7 protein-coding genes are annotated in these 18,020 nt (G+C 48.7%); all 7 read right to left on the reverse strand.

What is annotated here, in order from left to right; genetic code table 11:
• Positions 1-8: 8 nt before the first annotated feature.
• Positions 9-6,293 carry a right-handed parallel beta-helix repeat-containing protein gene (locus tag DVG78_RS18910; protein ID WP_147277117.1) on the reverse strand — a complete coding sequence of 2,095 codons (6,285 nt, stop codon included), beginning with the start codon at positions 6,291-6,293 and terminating at the stop codon, positions 9-11.
• Between the two features lie 30 nt (positions 6,294-6,323).
• Positions 6,324-7,745, reverse strand: a complete 1,422-nt coding sequence (locus tag DVG78_RS18915; protein WP_114462616.1) for a glycosyltransferase — start codon at positions 7,743-7,745, stop codon at positions 6,324-6,326.
• A 250-nt stretch (positions 7,746-7,995) separates the two neighbouring features.
• Complete coding sequence (locus DVG78_RS18920) at positions 7,996-8,460, reverse strand: hypothetical protein (RefSeq protein WP_114462617.1); 465 nt, start codon at positions 8,458-8,460, stop codon at positions 7,996-7,998.
• A gap of 323 nt (positions 8,461-8,783) precedes the next feature.
• On the reverse strand, positions 8,784-11,540 hold the full coding sequence (locus DVG78_RS18925) for a M14 family metallopeptidase (RefSeq protein WP_114462618.1): 2,757 nt from the start codon (positions 11,538-11,540) through the stop codon (positions 8,784-8,786).
• Positions 11,541-11,718: 178 nt separating this feature from the next.
• A complete protein-coding gene (locus DVG78_RS29920; protein WP_147277118.1) occupies positions 11,719-12,081 on the reverse strand; it encodes a hypothetical protein in 363 nt (120 codons plus the stop codon).
• 194 nt (positions 12,082-12,275) lie between these two features.
• Positions 12,276-15,059: a M14 family zinc carboxypeptidase gene (locus DVG78_RS18935; RefSeq protein WP_114462620.1), complete on the reverse strand. Its 2,784-nt coding sequence runs from the start codon at positions 15,057-15,059 to the stop codon at positions 12,276-12,278.
• 91 nt (positions 15,060-15,150) lie between these two features.
• On the reverse strand, positions 15,151-17,955 hold the full coding sequence (locus DVG78_RS18940) for a M14 family zinc carboxypeptidase (RefSeq protein ID WP_114462621.1): 2,805 nt from the start codon (positions 17,953-17,955) through the stop codon (positions 15,151-15,153).
• Positions 17,956-18,020 lie beyond the last annotated feature (65 nt).

An 18,020-nucleotide genomic window follows, 5' to 3' on the forward strand; every position in this document is an offset into this window, starting at 1 on the left:
TCTTCGAGTTATTTCTGTGAATTATTCTCAACAGCCGTAGGAACAACCGTATCACACCCGCCAATTACGGCCTCAAACACGCTACCAGCAACGCCAAAACCAGGCAACAGCGCTACTGACTGACTCCCTCTATACTCCACCGTAGCGCCCGATACCTGATTCGTTGCCGTGATTCGGCCACCTGTTTTCAGCACGGTGCCGCCCGTTATTGGCTCACTCACATTCAATACCGCAGGGCCGCCACCACCCGTACTTTGGCTTTCATAACACCCCAAATCAACAATTGCCAAGCCAGTAGCAAAAGGGCGCACGTTGCCGTCCAAATCCAGATTCAGCGTAGTCGCCGCATTGTCGCCCGCGTTGATTGCGGGCGAGCATACCTGCAAACGATAATCCCCCAAATTGACCGTCGGTGACAATCCCAGCGGGGTGGCCTTCACAAACAACGGATCCCGATTTATATTGCCAGTGCCCGCAAACCCGCCTTGCACAATGCTGTATCGGATGCTGATGCCTGACGTCGTTTGAGGGCCGCTATTGTCCCATAAGATACTGTTTTGCAAAGTCGCCGATGAATTGGCGTTAAAAATTCCGCCCGGGGTACTATTAGCACTTTGATTGGATGCAATCGTACAATGCGTCAGTATCGGTGCGCTGTAGTTGAGGTACAGGCCTCCCCCTACTCCCTTGTTGGACACAATCAGAAGGTTTTCCAAATGCGGCTGTCTTGCTCTTTCCATGTAGATGCCCCCCCCGAAGGTAGCTTCGTTGCCTACGATAATGCTGTTTGTAATACTTACCTCACTGCTATCTCTGAGCAAAATACCGCCACCGCCAATTGCTCGATTGTTGGTAATCACACAATTTGTAATCAAACCTCGGCTCCGATTAAGCACCAGTATTCCGCCCCCCGAAGAAAGTAAGGTCGGGTTGGTTAAGTCTGCCCCTTGCGTAGGCACAAAATAATCGGCGTAGCCTTTCTCAACCACAAAACCATCCAAACGGGTCTGCTCATTAGTATTGCTCAACACCACCACGTGGTTGACATTGTCGCTCAAAACCGACGTGCCAATTTCTCCGCTCAATATCGTCTTTTGCGTGCGCCAATTCCTTTGATTCAACTCACTTTCACTGCCCGCAAAACCGCCGTATACCCGTACCCCCGAAGGAATCTCAAACACATCTCGGCGCAACGTGCCCGGCTTATAGGTTCCTGCGGCCACCCACACCTGAATATCTTCCCCCGTCAATGCCGACGCGGCGCTCAAACCCGCCTGTAAACTTGCAAAAGCGTTGGCCCAACTGCTGCCATCCTGACCCAGCGACGTGTTTGAACCATTGACATAAATAACTTGGCTCACATTGAGTGCCTTGATAGATACCAAAGCCGTGTCGGTCACGGCTGGACAACTGCCACCCGCCGCCGCTATCATATACGTAACAACGTAACTTTGAGGCGTAGAAGCGGCCAGATTTATTTCTCCCGTGGCTGGATTGAGCGACAGCCCCGACGGGGTTGCGCTAAAGCTTCCGCCCGTGGCTCCCGTGAGCGTGACGGTAGCTGTGCCAGAATTGGTAAAAGGAGAACCGACATAGGCAATCGAAGCCGAACCCACGACCGCGCCGCTGTTGGTGCCCGTCACGGTAAAATCGTCGGCATCTTCATTGACGATGGTACCCGAATTAGCGCTTATATTGCTGACTGCCATGAGGTTATCAGAACGCTTGGTAATGACACCCGCGTTGCTGAACGTCCCAGCGGCATTTAGAATCACAGGCGTTGACTCGATGTAGGAGCAGGATTGGTTGGTCACCGTTCCTCCCTGATTGGTGATACCCGAGCCTTCGGCACTTTGGAGAACTATCCGGCTATCGGTGGTATTGGTCAGCGTACCCGTATTGTAGATTCCGTGCTGTTTGATTTTGCCCACGCCGCCAATGCGCATGAGTTTGTTGTTTTGGAACGTACCCGCATTGTTGATACCCGACAGCGCGACGGTGTCCGTTTGGGCAATCATCATTTCCCCGTTGTTGACAAAACTTCCTGCGGTGTTGTTGATACCGTTGCCAAACACAAAATCAATGTTGATTTGGCCGGTAGCGGTGTTGGTGAAACTACTGCCGCTGCCCTCCTGCAAGACCGCATCCCGAAACACGGAGTCGATTTCCATCACGCCCGCGTTTTCGATGGTGCCGCCGTTGTTGCGAATGCTTTTGTCGCTGTTGCCAGTTTCAAAACGCCCTTTGTTGACAAACGTGCCTGAGTTATCAATGCCATAGCCTCCGAAGCGGGTAAAGTTGACAGTGCCCTCGTTGGTGAGATTACCCGTATTGACGATGGGCGTACCGATATTCACCCCACTGATAGAGGACTGACTGCCCAGTACCATTTTACCCGCGTTATCTATGATGGTAGTGGTAGAACTTATCACAAAATCAGCCTCTGAATGTACATAACCTGTGCTTGTATTAGTGAGTGGTATGCCATGGTTTGACATAGGACTCGTAGTAACCACAGTTTGAGGCCCTAACAGCAAGGTATCACTATTGACAAAGTATTGGCCCAACTGCCCAGTTGAGGTAAAAGGCACGTTAATCTCCGCATAACCTGAATTTTCCAATACAGTGTTCAAATTCCCTACAGTAAAGCTACCCGCCGTATGCGTATATCGCCCTTGGTTGACGATGGCATTGCGAGAACTCCCGAAAGTAGTAGCACACTTATTTTCAAATACGGCATTGGGTAGGTTTAGAAGTAGGTCATTCATAGACCCTGAATTGATTACACAGCCTGAAGTACTCAAAAATGTGCCGCCGTTTTTAAATGCTATACCACCCATCCCACTGAGATTTAAAGTTCCTGCCGAGCCGTGGGTAAATTTACCCAAGTTGACAATTCCTCCATTAGTACCAACACTAGTAATGCTAAAACTAGCCTCATTTTTAATTTCACCCGTGGGTAAGTTATAAAAACAAGTATCACGAGTACCAGAAAAGATGGCTATATGGTAGTTTTCAAGGAGGCCGCCATTTCTAAATAGTGTCTTGTCAGTCCCACTCACATACAATGTTCCTCCTGTCTTGTTGCGTATCGTCGCTCCTTCTCGGTTAATAGCCCCCCTGTCTCCACCACCTATATTAAAAGTCCCCTCATTTTCCACCAATTTCTGATTGTCGAAAAGAAGAGTTTTGTGGCTACTTATGGTCATTGTAGCCCCAGAGCGGTTTTTAACGGTTTCCTGATTGACAAACAAGGTCTCAGAAACACCCCCATTAAAAGTCAATTGCCCCGAATTATCCACCGTACCTTGGTTGACAATACCACCCGTCAACCCTCCACTCACCCCAAAAGTTAAAGTATTGGTAATGGTAGCCGCAGGGTGGTTGAGTATGGCCGTACCAAGGCCGCCGCCTACGGTAAATGTACCGCTGTTGTTGAGGCTGCCGTAGTTTTCGAGGCGGTTGCCCGTTCCCCTCTGAACCGTGAAGGCACTGGTATTGATGAGCGAAGCGCCCGCTTGGTTCACAAATCCATCGTTATAAGACGAGTCAATCAGTACCGTTCCGTTGTTGGTAAACGTTCCTGCGTTGGTCACGCCGTCGGTATCGCTCCCCACAATTTTCAAATTGCCCGTGCTTTTAATGGTCAAACTTGCATTGGCTGCAATGGTTACCGAACGAGCGCCCGAAGCGGCGGTTACCTCGGGATAATTACCATTGGCAACGACGGGGATAAGCGTACGATTTCCCGTTTGTGAGCCAAACGTTGGAGCAACGGTGGGGATATTGCCTTCTACCAGCCAGTTGTCAGGCGTATTCCAGTCTTTAGACAATGCACCCGTCCAGGTATAATCCCCTGGGGCAATCGCAAAACTAAACGGCACTACATAACTGCACGCACCGCCCTGGGGCGTGATTTTGGCATACAGCGTTTGAGTACCTGTTGGCAAGCCCAAAGGCGCAAAGGTATTGGGTGCGGTAAACGTACCCGCCGAGAGGGTCGTTAGTGAATCTTTAAAAATACCGTTGATAACGCCATCGTAGGTACCTCCGTAGGTAAAAATAGGCGTAGGGGTATTGTTGACGATGAGGGATGAGTTTGTCGCGTTGGTTACTGTACCCGTCAGAGAGCCGTATTTCAATACGCCGTTATTGGTGAAGGTAGCACTAGACGCTTTCTCTAATAAACCGCTTATTTGAATCAACCCTTGGTTGGTTGTTGCGGAGTTATTCTGATTATAATAACTACCTCGCACTTTCAGCCTACCGCAAGCATTATTAACGATTTGTTCAGTTCCCCAAATTTCAACCTGACCACTTAGATCTATCAAACCTGAATTATTGACACTGCCACTCCCTCCATTCAAAATCATGGATGAATTAGAACCAGTACTGAAAAAAGAAGCGCCACTTTCGTTGGTAAGCGTACCAGAAACCACATAAGTACCAACTCTCCCATTCGCATTAATGATTCCTCCCGTCTTATTGTTAATAGTACCACTGTTCAATCCAATACCTTCATTGAGAAGATTCGTCACATTCAAAACGCCGTAGTTTACAATGCTTCCATCATTTACTTCTAATCCAGACTGGGCGCTGGAGCCGCTTATGGTTAAGTTTATCGTGCCTCTATTGGCCAATTCTGCTGCATTATTCACCTGAATTGAAAATGTGGTAGATGAAATTGTTAATGTAGCACCCACATTTACGGTTAAACTCGCCCCTGAACCAGTTATCGTTATATTTTGAGCCACACTCGTTCCTGAACCAATGATGGGTTCATTCGTGGTGGCAGGTATCACCACGTCGTTGGTAGCCGTGGGTACGCTCGCAGGTGACCAGTTACAGGCCGTATTCCAATCGGTATCCACTCCTCCCGTCCATGTGAGCGTGCCCGTGGGATTTGAGCCTCCTCCCGCACCGATGGTGAGCGTGGCGGCATTGGACGTAGCGCTTGCCCCGCCTGGGCCAGTTGCTATGCAGCGGTATTGGTAGCCATTCAAGCCATCCACATTGCTGATGTTGAGCGTGGCCGAGGTTACGTTCGAGTAAGGACTCGTGGCAGATAGATTGATCCAGCCACCGCCCGTATTAATTTGCCACTGATAACTCACCGCATTGGCGATGGCTACTGTAAATGCCGCAGACCCACCTGCACAAACGACTTGGCTACTGGGCTGCGTGGTGAAGGTAGAAGCCGTAGTAACGTCAAACGTAAAGGGTACAATTTGGGGGCAAGTACCACCTGGGCGGGTAACTTTGGCATAGAGCGTTTGCGAACCAACCGACAAGCCAAAGTGCGTGAAGGTATTGGTCACCTGATTGTAATCTCCTGCCAAAGCCGTAGCGGCATCATCTTTATAAATCCCCGCAACGGTCAGGTCGTTGGAGGCTCCAAATTCAAAAATACCGGTTGACAGAGCATTGTTGAAGATTCTGATTTTGTTGTTGGTATAAGAAGCCGAACCACTTACGTACACGATGCCATCATTGATAAAATCGGCCGCAGTGCCGTTGAGGTTAGCGGGGGCGCTGAAAAAACCTTCGTTGATGATTTGGCCGCCGTTGTTATACACTTCTCCTGCGAGAAGGCTTACCACCCCACAAGGGTAATTGTGGAACGTTCCCGCGTACTTTTCTATCTGTCCTGTCAAGGTTAGCTTTCCGTGATTTTGTACACTTTCGGGAGAAGCACTACCTGACAAAAACATTGAACCCGAGAACCCTGCAAAGCTAATTGTACCACCGACTTGGTTTAGCAATACTGAATTGCCCTCTACTCGAATACCATAAAAACCTATAGTGGCTGCTGACAGGGTAGCCCCAGTATTATTCTTAAACTGCCCGTCCCCTGACAACTGCATCGCATTGGCGGTATTGGAAGTGATCTGGTTAACGGTAATGGTTCCGTTGTTTTCGACCGTCCCCAAAACAATCAGCCTAACATCATCCCCAATGCCCGCGATGGTCAGCTCCTTACTGGCATTGACGGTAAGCGTTGCCCCTGCTTCTACGTTCAAGGTTTGAATGGAGACGTTGGTGTTCAGCACCGGATAATCCGCCAAACTTCCTGGAATAATGACATTATCGGTATTGGTAGGTACCACATTGGTAGACCAGTTGGAAGGCGTGTTCCAATCGTGGGCAAAACCCGCCGTTCCGCCCACCCACGTAACGGTAGCTACGGCTACTGGAAGGTGGGTGTTTGGGATTAGGGTGGGTGTGGCGATGACCGATAAAATCCCTAAGTACATCAGCCCCATAACGTTTAGTAAATGTCTATAAAGTACCATAATTGCAAGGTTTAAGAAAAGGAAATAAAACTAGGATAAGGAAAATTGAGCTTCGGGTAAAGGAGCAGGGTGATTGGATTGTTCTGGCTCGGTGTGGTCGGTTTTGTGCCAGTGCATGGGGGCCAAAAAATATTCGCCATAGGCTTTAAAACCCGCACCGAGGTGCAAAAACAAATAGCGAAAAGTATCCCAAAGAATACCTAAAGTCGATTGTTTTATACCAAGTTGACGGTAGGTTTTGAAGTTAATCACCCACGAACAGCTCAAATTAAAGGCCAACAACAACCATAAGCTGAGGCTCATTGCCGTTATTGTGGTATACGACAAATCGCTCATTATCATGTAGATGGGAATGTAAATATTGAAAAATGGAGTAAGGGCCGAACTAATCATTGGCAACCAAAAACTTGACCAACCTTCAAGACCAAAACCCCGACTGAAGAGCGTACGTCGTAAATGTACCAGTTGGGTGATGAACAGTCCCTTGTTCCAACGCGTCCGCTGGTTAATCCAATTGGTGGCCGAATCAGGGCAACTTTCGGTCGTTAGGCTTTCCAAAAGCTGGAGTTTTACGCCCTGCTCTACGAGCCGTACGCTCAAATCGGCATCTTCCGTCACGTTGAAGGGGTCCCACGCACCCGCATTTTCTAACGCAATTTTGGACAAAAAGAAGGAATTACCGCCCAAGCCAAAAGGCAATCCCTGCGCCGACAACGCGCGCATGTGGCGCTCGTACCATTCGTAATATTCGCCCGCAAAATGACGACTTATCCAACTTGACGAACGGTTGGAAATACTGATTTTGGCCTGAAAACAAGTCGTTTCTTTCGCCTCAGCCAAGGCCAAAGCCGCTTTTCTGAGCTGACTAGGTTCGGGGCGGCTTTCAGCATCGTACACCGTGATATATTCTCCAGTCGCAATCGGTAAGGCGTGCAAAAGCGCCCGACCTTTGGTGTAAGGCGGCAGCGCCGGAATCAACAACACTTTAAAAAAACTGGGCAATGTAACGCTGCGAAGGCTCCGACGGGTCAGTTGGTCGGTTTCTTCCACCACAATGATGACTTGCATCAAGTATTGGGGGTAGTCGAGCGCTTCAATCGAGCGCAACGTGGCGTGAATGACTTCGTCCTCGTTTTTGAGCGGCACCAAAATGGAAAAACTCGGCCACGAGGGCAATTGACCAATGAAGGAATTATCCGTTGTTGGTGTTTTCTTAAAAAAATTATTGCTGATACGAAAGCTCAACAATAGCACATAATTTAGAAAACCTACCCCGAAAAGGGCTAATCCTACGCTAAGTGGGTAATAAATTCCGACAACTAAAAGCCCAATCCAACCCACAAAGGCAAAGAGCCGCGTGGGCCACTGAATCCGAAAAAGGGCTGATTTGGCACCCAGACGCCCAAGTTGCGTTTGGGCAAATGAATCCATTGTTGAGTAATTTTTCTTCATCTTTTTTTTGAAGCGTTTCGTAAGTGTTTCAGGTATTCGGCGGGGGCGTACAGGTCTTTTTTTTGTCTCTTTATCTTTTTTAAGCCAAAGAATAAACCCATCACCACACCGAGCAAAACGGCCCCTATTATCATGTGTCAGAAGTGTTTAAGTGCTTATGCTTTCCTCCATTGTTTCATCAACTGATTGTCAAGCCATTACAAAGCCTTTTAGCTTGTCTTTACCCGCAAAACCAAGGAGGAATAAATACTTAAGGAGTAAAAAGTATGGGAAGTGAAAAATGAAGCTGACCCGCCACAGGCAGCGCAAGGGGTTTAAGTTTTGAACCCGAAACGCGCCCTACCGCGTCGATGATGGATTGCTCAAAATCGCGCCCCAAAGATTGGCCAAACGAAAGAACGTTTACCCTGCCTTTTGAATCAATGCCGAGATTTACAAACATTTTTCCCGCAATGTTGTAGGCTTTTCCCCGGGCAGGGTACGCAATACGCCCCAGCAGTGCTTGCGAAAATTGCCGTAGCCAGGCCTTATCGGGAGAAACGTCGGCAACAGTAGCGTCGGGATTGGTGCGGGATTCGGGCGGCGTCTCATACGCCATAAAAGCGATGATACCGTCGGGAGGGAGGGAAGTGTATTTAATTGATTTTACTTCTTGAGAATAGACGGACAGGCAGGAGCTAATCCCTGCAATAATTGCAAAAATGAAAGTTTTCATATGCGAGAACCGATGAGTTTAAGAATCTTCAAAGGTCAGCACACGCATCAGACGGGTGTTAGCACAAATGTTCTTTTCTTTTACTCGTTTGTTTCACCACCCAAAAAAACATTTACTCTCATGTTCCAAACATTTACTATTATGTTCCATTGGCTGAATATCAATGCATTAAGTATTCGTACAAAACTTTAAGTGCTTTACCAAAAAGATATTGCTTGTACACGCGGTTGTGAGCAACCGGGCACACAAGTGTAAAAAAAAAGCGCTAAGCAGTTTATACCTGCTTAGCGCCCAAAAAAAAATTAGATAATGTCTAGTTGCGGCTATGGAGTCGTTGAATACAGCTGATTAAAGAGCAACTTAAACGTTCCTTGCGCCTGCGCCCGGAAGGTAATTTCGGGGCCAAACACGGTCAATTTCCCCGCTCCCACTGGCGCTTCAAAAGCCGTAATTCCGTCCTGTAAGTACGGCTGTCCCCACGCCCATCCGCTGCGAAGCGGCTTGTTGGTTGAGAACCAAAGCAACGGCTTAACTTGTCCTTTGGCGATGGCATCGGGGGCTAATTTGAATACTGGACTCGAATCAAAATACACGTCGCTTTGTGAGGCCATTCCCCAAGTAGCGGTCTGGGTTGAGTCAAGCGTTACGCGCAAAATACTGCCCGGAATATAATATTTTTCAGCAGGCAACGGGCGCTCCGTTCCAGCATTGGTCATTTCAACGAGGGCATTCCGAACGGGGAGCCCCAAGTGGTACGCCAAGTTGGCACTGCTCCCGATGGTTACTACCTTGCCACCTTCTTCCAAAAACTTCTTAATCTGGGGAATAGATTTGTCGGCCGTAATGCGACCCAACCACGGGCGAAAAGAATCAGGAATTTCTTCTACTTTAGGCTCTCTGCCACCAAACTCACCCTCAGCACGACCCGTAGTTGCGGCAGGAATTGCCCGGGTTACGAAGATAATCACATCGTATTTTTTCTTCAAGTCGCCCGCATCAATGGCTTGAGAGTAGATAACGTCAATTGGAAAATGGTACTGCTCCATCAACATCCGCACCCAACCCGAAGGCATCGAGCCACCGTAGGTATCCCAAAGTGCAATGCGCATCGGCGCTACTTTCACCATGGCCCCTGCGGGCTTTTTGGCCACGCCCGTGGCTATAATGCCCAAGTCTTTGGCGGCTTTTTCTAAGAGCGATTTGGCTTTTGCCGAGGCTGGTACGTAAAAAGCACCCGCCTCTGCGGCACCGATGCCTTGTGGCATTCTAAACACTGGAATACCCGCACCCAATAAATCATTGACCGCGATAAAAGAATTATTGGCGCGGCTGCTCAGCGTATATCCTGCGGGAGCCGCAGCGTCGATTTTACCCGATGGAGTTTGTAATTCGCCGTAAGGGATACGCTCAAACGGACCATCGAAAGCATTCAGCAAGCGGTCAAACTGCACGCCCATTTGGTAAGCCAACGTCCAGCCGGCCGCATCATAAGGCCGCGTTGGAGGGCCACCCGGATATGGGAAGTCGTTGGGGTGGTCTTGGGGCTCAAACATATCCAATACGTGCGGACGGAACGACTGCGCCGTTTTGACGATAAACGAACCTGCGGGGTATTTTTTGCCAGCAACCGTAAATTCAGCCGTGGCTTTGTGGACCAAAATTCCCGTACGAATCAGCGCATTCACAAACTTCGTAGCGGTGGCAAAATCTGGCTGGTTGGCTGTGATAATATAGCCGCGAGCGTCACGCCCAGTGGTATCTTTCAACACCATATCGTAGTATTTTGTCGGAATCCCGCCTCTCATGCCAAATGGGTCAGGGGCTGGAGTACCCGATTCCGGCTGAGCACTTTTGTCATTTTTTTGCGCCGCAACAATCGCATCTGAGCGTTTGGGAGAAAGCGTCCAATAATCTTTGCTTCCGCGCTCAATGGAGTTTTTGCCCATGACGTAAATGTTATACAACAACTCATCGTGGTGACGAGCGGCGTAGTCTAGCACGGCGTAATTACACGATACCGAATAGTCGATTGATTGCTTAAAATACCATTTTTGAGGGGTAACAGGAAAAGGCGTATTTCCGTTGGGAATCAAACGATTGGGCACCAAAGGAACGGTTTCGGGCGTAGGCCCACCGATGATTTCGGTCAACAATCCAATTTGGTTGTGAAAGTGCGTAGTGGTACGCAAACCGCCGTTGTACCAAGTCGAGAATACCGAGCCGCCCAAACGCGTAAACCCGGGTTTTTCTTCGGCAATGAGGCGGTTAATCATGGCCGCTCCGAGGGCGTCAATGCCCGTAATCATCAACGGGTGGAATACGTAGTTGAACGGGTCACGGTACGGAGGTCCCGCCAAAACCGACCCTGCCGGGCCGCGTTGGTGGTGGTTGTACATAATCTGCGGAATCCAGTCTACAAACAACTGACGACCTACGTTCTGGGTTTCCTTTAATTGCAGCATGAAGAAATCGCGGTTGTTGTCGTGACCCGCGTATTTCTGGTACAGCTTTGGTAGATAATCCAACTTACGTTGGTCAGCCGTAGGATTGCGCATGTACCAGTTGGCCACCAACTCCTGCCCATCGGGGTTGATGTGTGTTAGGAGGATGACCACATTGTCCAAAATACGCGTTACTTCGGCGTCTTTGCGGCTCACAAGCTGATACGCGGTTTCGATGAGTTGCATCCACGCCACTGTTTCGTTGGAGTGAATACCGCCGTCGATCCACACAACCGCCTTGCCTTCTTCGGCCATGGCTTTGGCCTGAGCGTCGGTGAGTCCCTCAGCGCGGGCGAGTTTGGTCGAAATCTCCTGAAAGCGAGCCAGTTTTTTGTGGTTTTCGGGCGAGGTAATAATCATCATCGGCTGGTCACGGCCTTCTTCGGTCTTGCCGATGGAGAGAAGTTTCACCCGGTCAGAGGTCGCCAATTTCTTGAAATACTCTTCAGTTTGGGTAAAATTGGCGAGCATATAATCATCGCCGACATTAAACCCAAAATGCTCCTTGGGGGAAGGGATTTGTGCCCATGCGATGTTGCACAAAAGTAAGATGATAAAAAGTGGGAGTAGTTTTCTCATTCAGGTTTCAGTTTGTTGTGACAGTAGTTGACGTATTATCTAATTTACAGCACAAAGTAAAAAGAAAATGGGGAAAAGCGAATGCTAACAAGGGCGTTTGGAGGGGTTTTGATGATAAAAAGCGGTTATTTTGCGATAAAATTGGGGAGTTGTTTACAGTATTTATGAGAAATAGATTCTACCAACTGCCTTCTTTCTTCATCGCCAAGTAAGTCCATACCCCACCAGCAAAATCAAAGACCGCAAAGGTGAGCATTACAGGTTCCATCATTTGTAAATAAACAAATCCAGAAAAGAAAAAAATAATACTGCAACGAATGCACACCGTCACTTTGAAAATAACGGGCAAATTGTGTTTTGCCGCAACGATGTAATACACTGATAACGCCATTAGTAAAATTCCAGATAATCGTATCCAAACTTCACTCGTATTAGCCACATCAATTACGGTAAGAAAAAGATTAGGTATCATCAAGAGCGTTGCGCCTACAAGCGTAAGGTAAATACCAAATACTAGCACACTTTTAGCAGAATGAGTCATTTGATTTATTTGTTTGGTCAGAACAATCAGTTGGTAAGCCTATAAGATTTTAAAAACATTCTAAGTTTAAGGGTCACCGCAACGCGTTCCAGTTCAAAATCGCATTCCAAAGCATAGGCGCGTCGTGGTGGTTGAGCTAACGTCGGCGAGGTTTAGAACGGGGGTGCCCAGCCCTCGCCGACGTTCTGCTTTTTTTACCGCAGCGCGTTCCAATTCAAAATTGCGTTCCAGAGCATGGGCGCATCGTGGTGGTTGAGGTAGCGGTGAAGCGGGTCAAAAGTAAAGGCGACTACCTGACCTTTGCCCACAGGTACGTTGAAAATACCGCCGTGACCGATGATGGTCTGCTCGTTGCGCACCATGCCCGACAGCACGTAAGGCGGCTCGGGTTTGGGCGTTGCTGGCTTGGGGTCTTTTACTTCTTTTTTATCCGGCATTCCCATCACAAGGCCCTTGTATTCCTCCTCTTCTTTGAGTGGTTTGGTGCCGTACTGCATCAGCATCATGTCGCGGTCGCGTTTTTCGGTTTGGAGCAGTGCGCCCTGCCCTTTGAACACGTGGAAAACTTCGGGATAACCGTACATAATGGGGTGGTTGCGGTTGCGGGCTTTCACCTGCACGATGGAACCCGGATGGAACAACGTGGGCGATTCGTACCGCTTCAATTCGCGCACAATGCCGAGGTCGGACATGATGCTTGATGAATTGTCCAACGTAATTAACACACCACCCGCGTCCACAAATTTCTTCAATTCCGCCACACCTTCAAAGCCCGGGCCTCCCGTCATGTCGTCAGTGCTGCTAGGTGTGCCGTGTGAGGGAAATTCGGCGGTTTTGGTGTAAGGCATCGGGCCAAACTTGGTATCAACTTCGTGGAGAAAATTAGCGCCCGTACCACCCACGCGCGGCACCAAAATCACGTCAAACTGCGCCCGCAGATTGCCTTTTTTGAGGTGGTCTTTGTGAATGGATGTGTAAGGAATGCCCCGCTGCTCAAACGTATAGCGCGACCAACCCTCGTCCTGCGTTTGGTACCACGTATGGTAAATCGCCACGCGCGGCAGGCTTACTTCGTGCTGCTTCACGGCAGGAAGCGTTTTGGTGGGTATTAAATCAAAGCCAAATTTGGCCGCTGCCTGCTTGGCTTGGTCGGGGGTGATGCCCGTAAACACCACGGCCCCCTGCGCCAACGTATCTTTGCGGCCTTCGAGGGTAGTTTTAGCATCAAGCACGATGGTTTTAGCGCTTGCATTTTGAGATTTTATCCAATAAGCCGCCGACAAAACCGTATTTTGGGCTTTATAATTCAGCACATAATGGCTGCCTTCCCCCTCGGCTTTGCCCTCAAATTTGGCATCGGCGGTGAGCATTTTGAGGTCGGTGAGGTCGTATTTGAGTGTATCCTGCTGCGTTACGGTCACACCATTGAGATACTGCAAAGTCCACGCGATAGCATCATAAGGTGGAAACTTGGCTTCTTTGGGATAGTTTTGTTTGGTCAACAACGACACCGCCAAATTACGATAAGGTTGGTTCAACACCACCACATAATCCCCCTGATTTTTGCCCGACTCTGCCTTGTGGACTTCAATTCCCTGCATCCGTAACTGATTGACCAAATACGCCGCCATAGCAGGGTCGCGTTGGTCTTTGCCAATCACAAACGCCTTGGGTGTTTCTTTAGCGGCTTTGTTGAGGTTATTGAAGCTCTTTGTGTAAAAATTCTTCAGCAACAACTTTCCGTTGGTTGCTGCATACCCCAGCGACGCCAACACACCCGCCTGCATATAGTTAATGTTGTTTCGGAACGACCAATACACTTTTTCCGTGGCAGGATACGGACGGTACCACTCCCGACTCGTTACGTTATCACCCGCGAATTTGGCATTGGCCAAGTCACGCATAAAGGTATTGGCCCCTGCGTTGCCGTAGGTTTCGTAAAAACGTCCCACAGAGTTGTGGTTGTTGGCAACCCAAATTCCGTAGCCTGGATACCAACCGTCGTAAAACGCCCAATTGAACACGCCGGGCAAACCCTGCCCTGCCAACGTCGTCATGTCGTGATCGGCCATGATTTGCCATTCGCCGATGGCCACGGGGTCTACCGCTTCGCTGTACGGCCCCGTTCCTGTAGAAATATACAACAACGGCACCGACTCGTGTAAGTCGAGCATCACGGTAGGATGCCAGTCAAAATACGCCTTAAAAATACTCTTTGTGATGGCCTGCGACACTTGGAGGCCGTCGCGGTTGTTGTCGTGAAAAACATATTTGCCCCAATACGGCGGTGAGGCGGGCATTCCGTCTTCAAAATTGGTGCGTTTTTTGGTGTAGCGGTTGTACCAATCCACCATTTTATCCCATCCGTCGGGTTCCGAAACGGGATTGATAATCACGATGATGTTGTCCCGAATGGCCTTGATTTCTTCGGATTGCCCCGTTACCAAACGATAAGCTAATTCCATCAACATTTCGGGCGAGCCTGTCTCGGAGGCGTGCATTCCGCCGTTGAGAAAATAAACCACTTTGCTATCGCCCACGATTTTTTGTACGTCGGCGGGATTCACTTTGCGCGGGTCGGCAAGGAGAGCCAACTGTTTTTTGTAGTGGTCGAGCCGCTTGATGGTGGCGGCATTGGCGATAACGGCCATTTGAATAGGACGATTTTCTTCGGTCGTCCCGATTCGCTCGGTCACAATGTTGGGCGACGTTTGCGCTAATTTTTGAAAATACCCGTAAATCTCCGACGTTTGGTGTAATGTACCCGCTGCTCCGATAATTTGTCCAAACTGTTTCAGAGGCGACGGGATCTTAGGGTCATTGACCAAGTCTAGCACCGACGAAGGCAGAAAGCGCGGGTCGGTGGTGGCTTCTTTGATTTTTTGGTTGTAGGTTTCATCAATCTGCTGCGCTGACACAGTCGAGATGGAAAGGCAAGTCCCCAGAAAAAGACATGCGTAAACATAAAAAGGCTTCATAGAGCAAGGGTTAAGAAAAGCTAATTAGGGAATTAAAACAGTCACGCAAAGGCTCACTGCGCCTTTGCGTGACTGTTCAATCTATTATAGGTTATTTATTGCCTTCGGTTCCAGCAGGCATTGCGGTTCCCAATCCCAACTGATTCCAGTTGATGAGCACGTTCCAAACCATCGGGGCATCGTGGTGGTTGATGAAACGGTGCAACGGATTGAACGTAAACGCCACCAATCTCCCTGCCCCAACGGGTACATTGAAAATACCGCCGTGGCCAATGATGGTCTGCTCATTTCTGACAATTCCCGAAAGCACGTAGGGTTCTTCTTTCTTCGGTTTGGCTTCAGCTTTCGTTGGTTTCTGCTCAGGTAAACCCATAATCGGACCAGTATATTCTTCTTCTTCTTTCAACGGCTTAGTACCGTATTGCAATACCATCATGTCACGATTGTATTTTTTAGTTTGCAACAACGGCGAAATGCCTTTAAAAATCGGGAACACCTCGGGATAACCGTACACAATGGGGCTGTCAGATTTGCGTATTTTGACGTTTACAATCGAACCCGGATGATAAAGCCCCGTTGTTTCTACTTTATCCAAATCTCGGGAAATGCCCGTTTCGGCAATCATCGTTGAAGTGTTGTCCAAGGTCACCAATATACCACCGGCTTCTACAAACATTTTCAATTGATTAATCCCCTCAAAGCCCGGCCCGCCTGTCATGTCGGTGGTAGCATCAGGAAAACCATGCGACGGAAATTCGGGCGTTTTGGTATAAGGCAGTGGGCCAAATTTTTTGTCGATTTCATGAATAAAATCGCTCGCCGTTCCGCGCATTTTAGGAATGACAATGACGTCGTATTTTTTGCGCAAATCTCCCGCTATCAGGTCATCTTTTTCGATAGATGTGTACGGAATACCGCGCTGGTCGAAAGTAAACCGCACCCATCCTTCATCTTGGGTATTGAACCAACTGTGGTAAATGGCGGCCCGTGGCAACGTCACTTCGTGCTGTTTGACGGTAGGTGTGGCGGTAGTAGCCGCCAAATCAAGTCCAAACTGCGACGTAATGCTTTTGGCTTGGTCGGCCGTGATGCCCTGCAACACCACCGAACCTGCTGCCAACGTATCTTTTATTCCACCCAAGGTCGTTTTAGCCTCCAAAACCGTTGCTTTGCTCGTTTTATTCTGATTTTTCAACCAGTACAATGCCGACAATACCGTGTTTTGGGCTTTGTAATTAATGACGTAATTTGTCCCCTCACCGTCTACTTTACCCGTGTATTTGGCATCTTCAGTCAGTAATTTAAGGTCGCTCGCGGCGTAGCTAACATTGTCAAGCGCTTTTACATCTACCCCATCTAAGTACCCTAATGTCCACGCAACATCATCGTATGACGGGAATTTGGCTTCTTTGGGATAATTCTGTTTGGTCAACAACGACACGGCCAAATTGCGATAAGGTTGTTCCAATAAAACTACATAATCATCCGAAGTTGACTTATGTACTTCAATACCCTGGCCACGTAGTTGATTTACCAAATACGCCGCCATCACAGGGTCGCTTTGTTTTTTGGGAATGACAAACGCGCGCGGTGTTTCTTCTTTGCCTTTTTTGATGGCGTTCACGCCTTTTTGGTAAAAATTGGTCAACAACAAGCGCCGATTATTGGCCGCATAGGTCAAGCCAGCCAACACACCTGCCTGCATGTAGTTGATGTTGTTGCGGTACGACCAGTTTACTTTTGCAGTAGCTGGATTGGGGCGATACCATTCTTTGCTCGTAACAGGGTCGCCCGAATATTTTTGGTTGGACAAATCGCGCACGTAGGTAGTGGCACCTGCATTACCGAAGGTTTCGTAAAAACGACCGACAGAATTGTGGTTGTTGGCAATCCAGAACGCATACCCGGGATTCCAACCGTCATAAAACGCCCACGTAAACACCCCCGGCAATCCTTGTGAAGCCAAGGCGGTCATTTCGTGGTTGGCCATGGTTTGCCACTCGCCGATGGTAATCGGGTCGATGGCATCGTTGTAAGGCCCCGTTCCCGTCGAGATGTACAACAACGGCACTGACTCGTGCAAATCCAGCATAACCGTGGGGTGCCAATCGTAGTAAATTTTGTACATGGCCTTGGTCAGCGCCTGCGACATTTGTAAGCCGTCGCGGTTGTTGTCGTGGTAGGTGTATTTACCCCAATACGGCACCCGAGGAAAACCATCGTCGTAGTCTTTGCGGTTTTTGGTGTAACGATTGTACCAATCCACCTGCTTGTCCCAACCGTCGGGTTCAGATACGGGATTGATGATAACAATGATATTATCACGAATCGTTTTAATGTCTTCTGTTTGCCCTGTAATCAGGCGATAAGCCAGCTCCATGAGCATTTCGGGAGAACCCATTTCGGGCGAGTGAAGCCCCCCGTTGAGGTAATAAACGGGTTTGGTATCACCCAGCATTTTCTCCATTTCTTGCGGGGTTACCTTGCGAGGGTCGGCCAACAACGCCAATTGCTTTTGGTAATGGGCCACCCGCTTCATGGCATCCTGATTACCGATGGCAATCAGCTGAATGGGGCGTCCTTCTTCACTGATTCCCTGTTGTTGAACCGTAATAAAAGGCGACGTTTGGGCCAGTTTTTGAAAATACCCATAAATCTCGGTCGTGTGGTGCAATACGCCGGGCGCGCCAATGATTTGCCCAAAATGTTTACGCGGCGAAGGCACCTTAGGGTCATCGATTAAATTAAGGACCGAAGAAGGCAAAAACCGCGTATCAGTGGTATACTCCCTGATTTTTTGATTGTAGGTTTCGTCAATCTGCTGCGCTTGCACGGCAGCCATTGAAAACGTAAGACAGGAAGCAATAAATGGTTTTAGGAAGTGTTTGAAGTGCATAGTAGGTTAGGTTAAGACAACTTGAGAAACGAGGAAGTAAACAATTTTTAAAGATTGCATTATAT

The sequence above is a fragment of the Runella aurantiaca genome (assembly GCF_003339505.1).
In the GTDB taxonomy this organism is placed as follows: Bacteria; Bacteroidota; Bacteroidia; order Cytophagales; family Spirosomataceae; genus Runella; species Runella aurantiaca.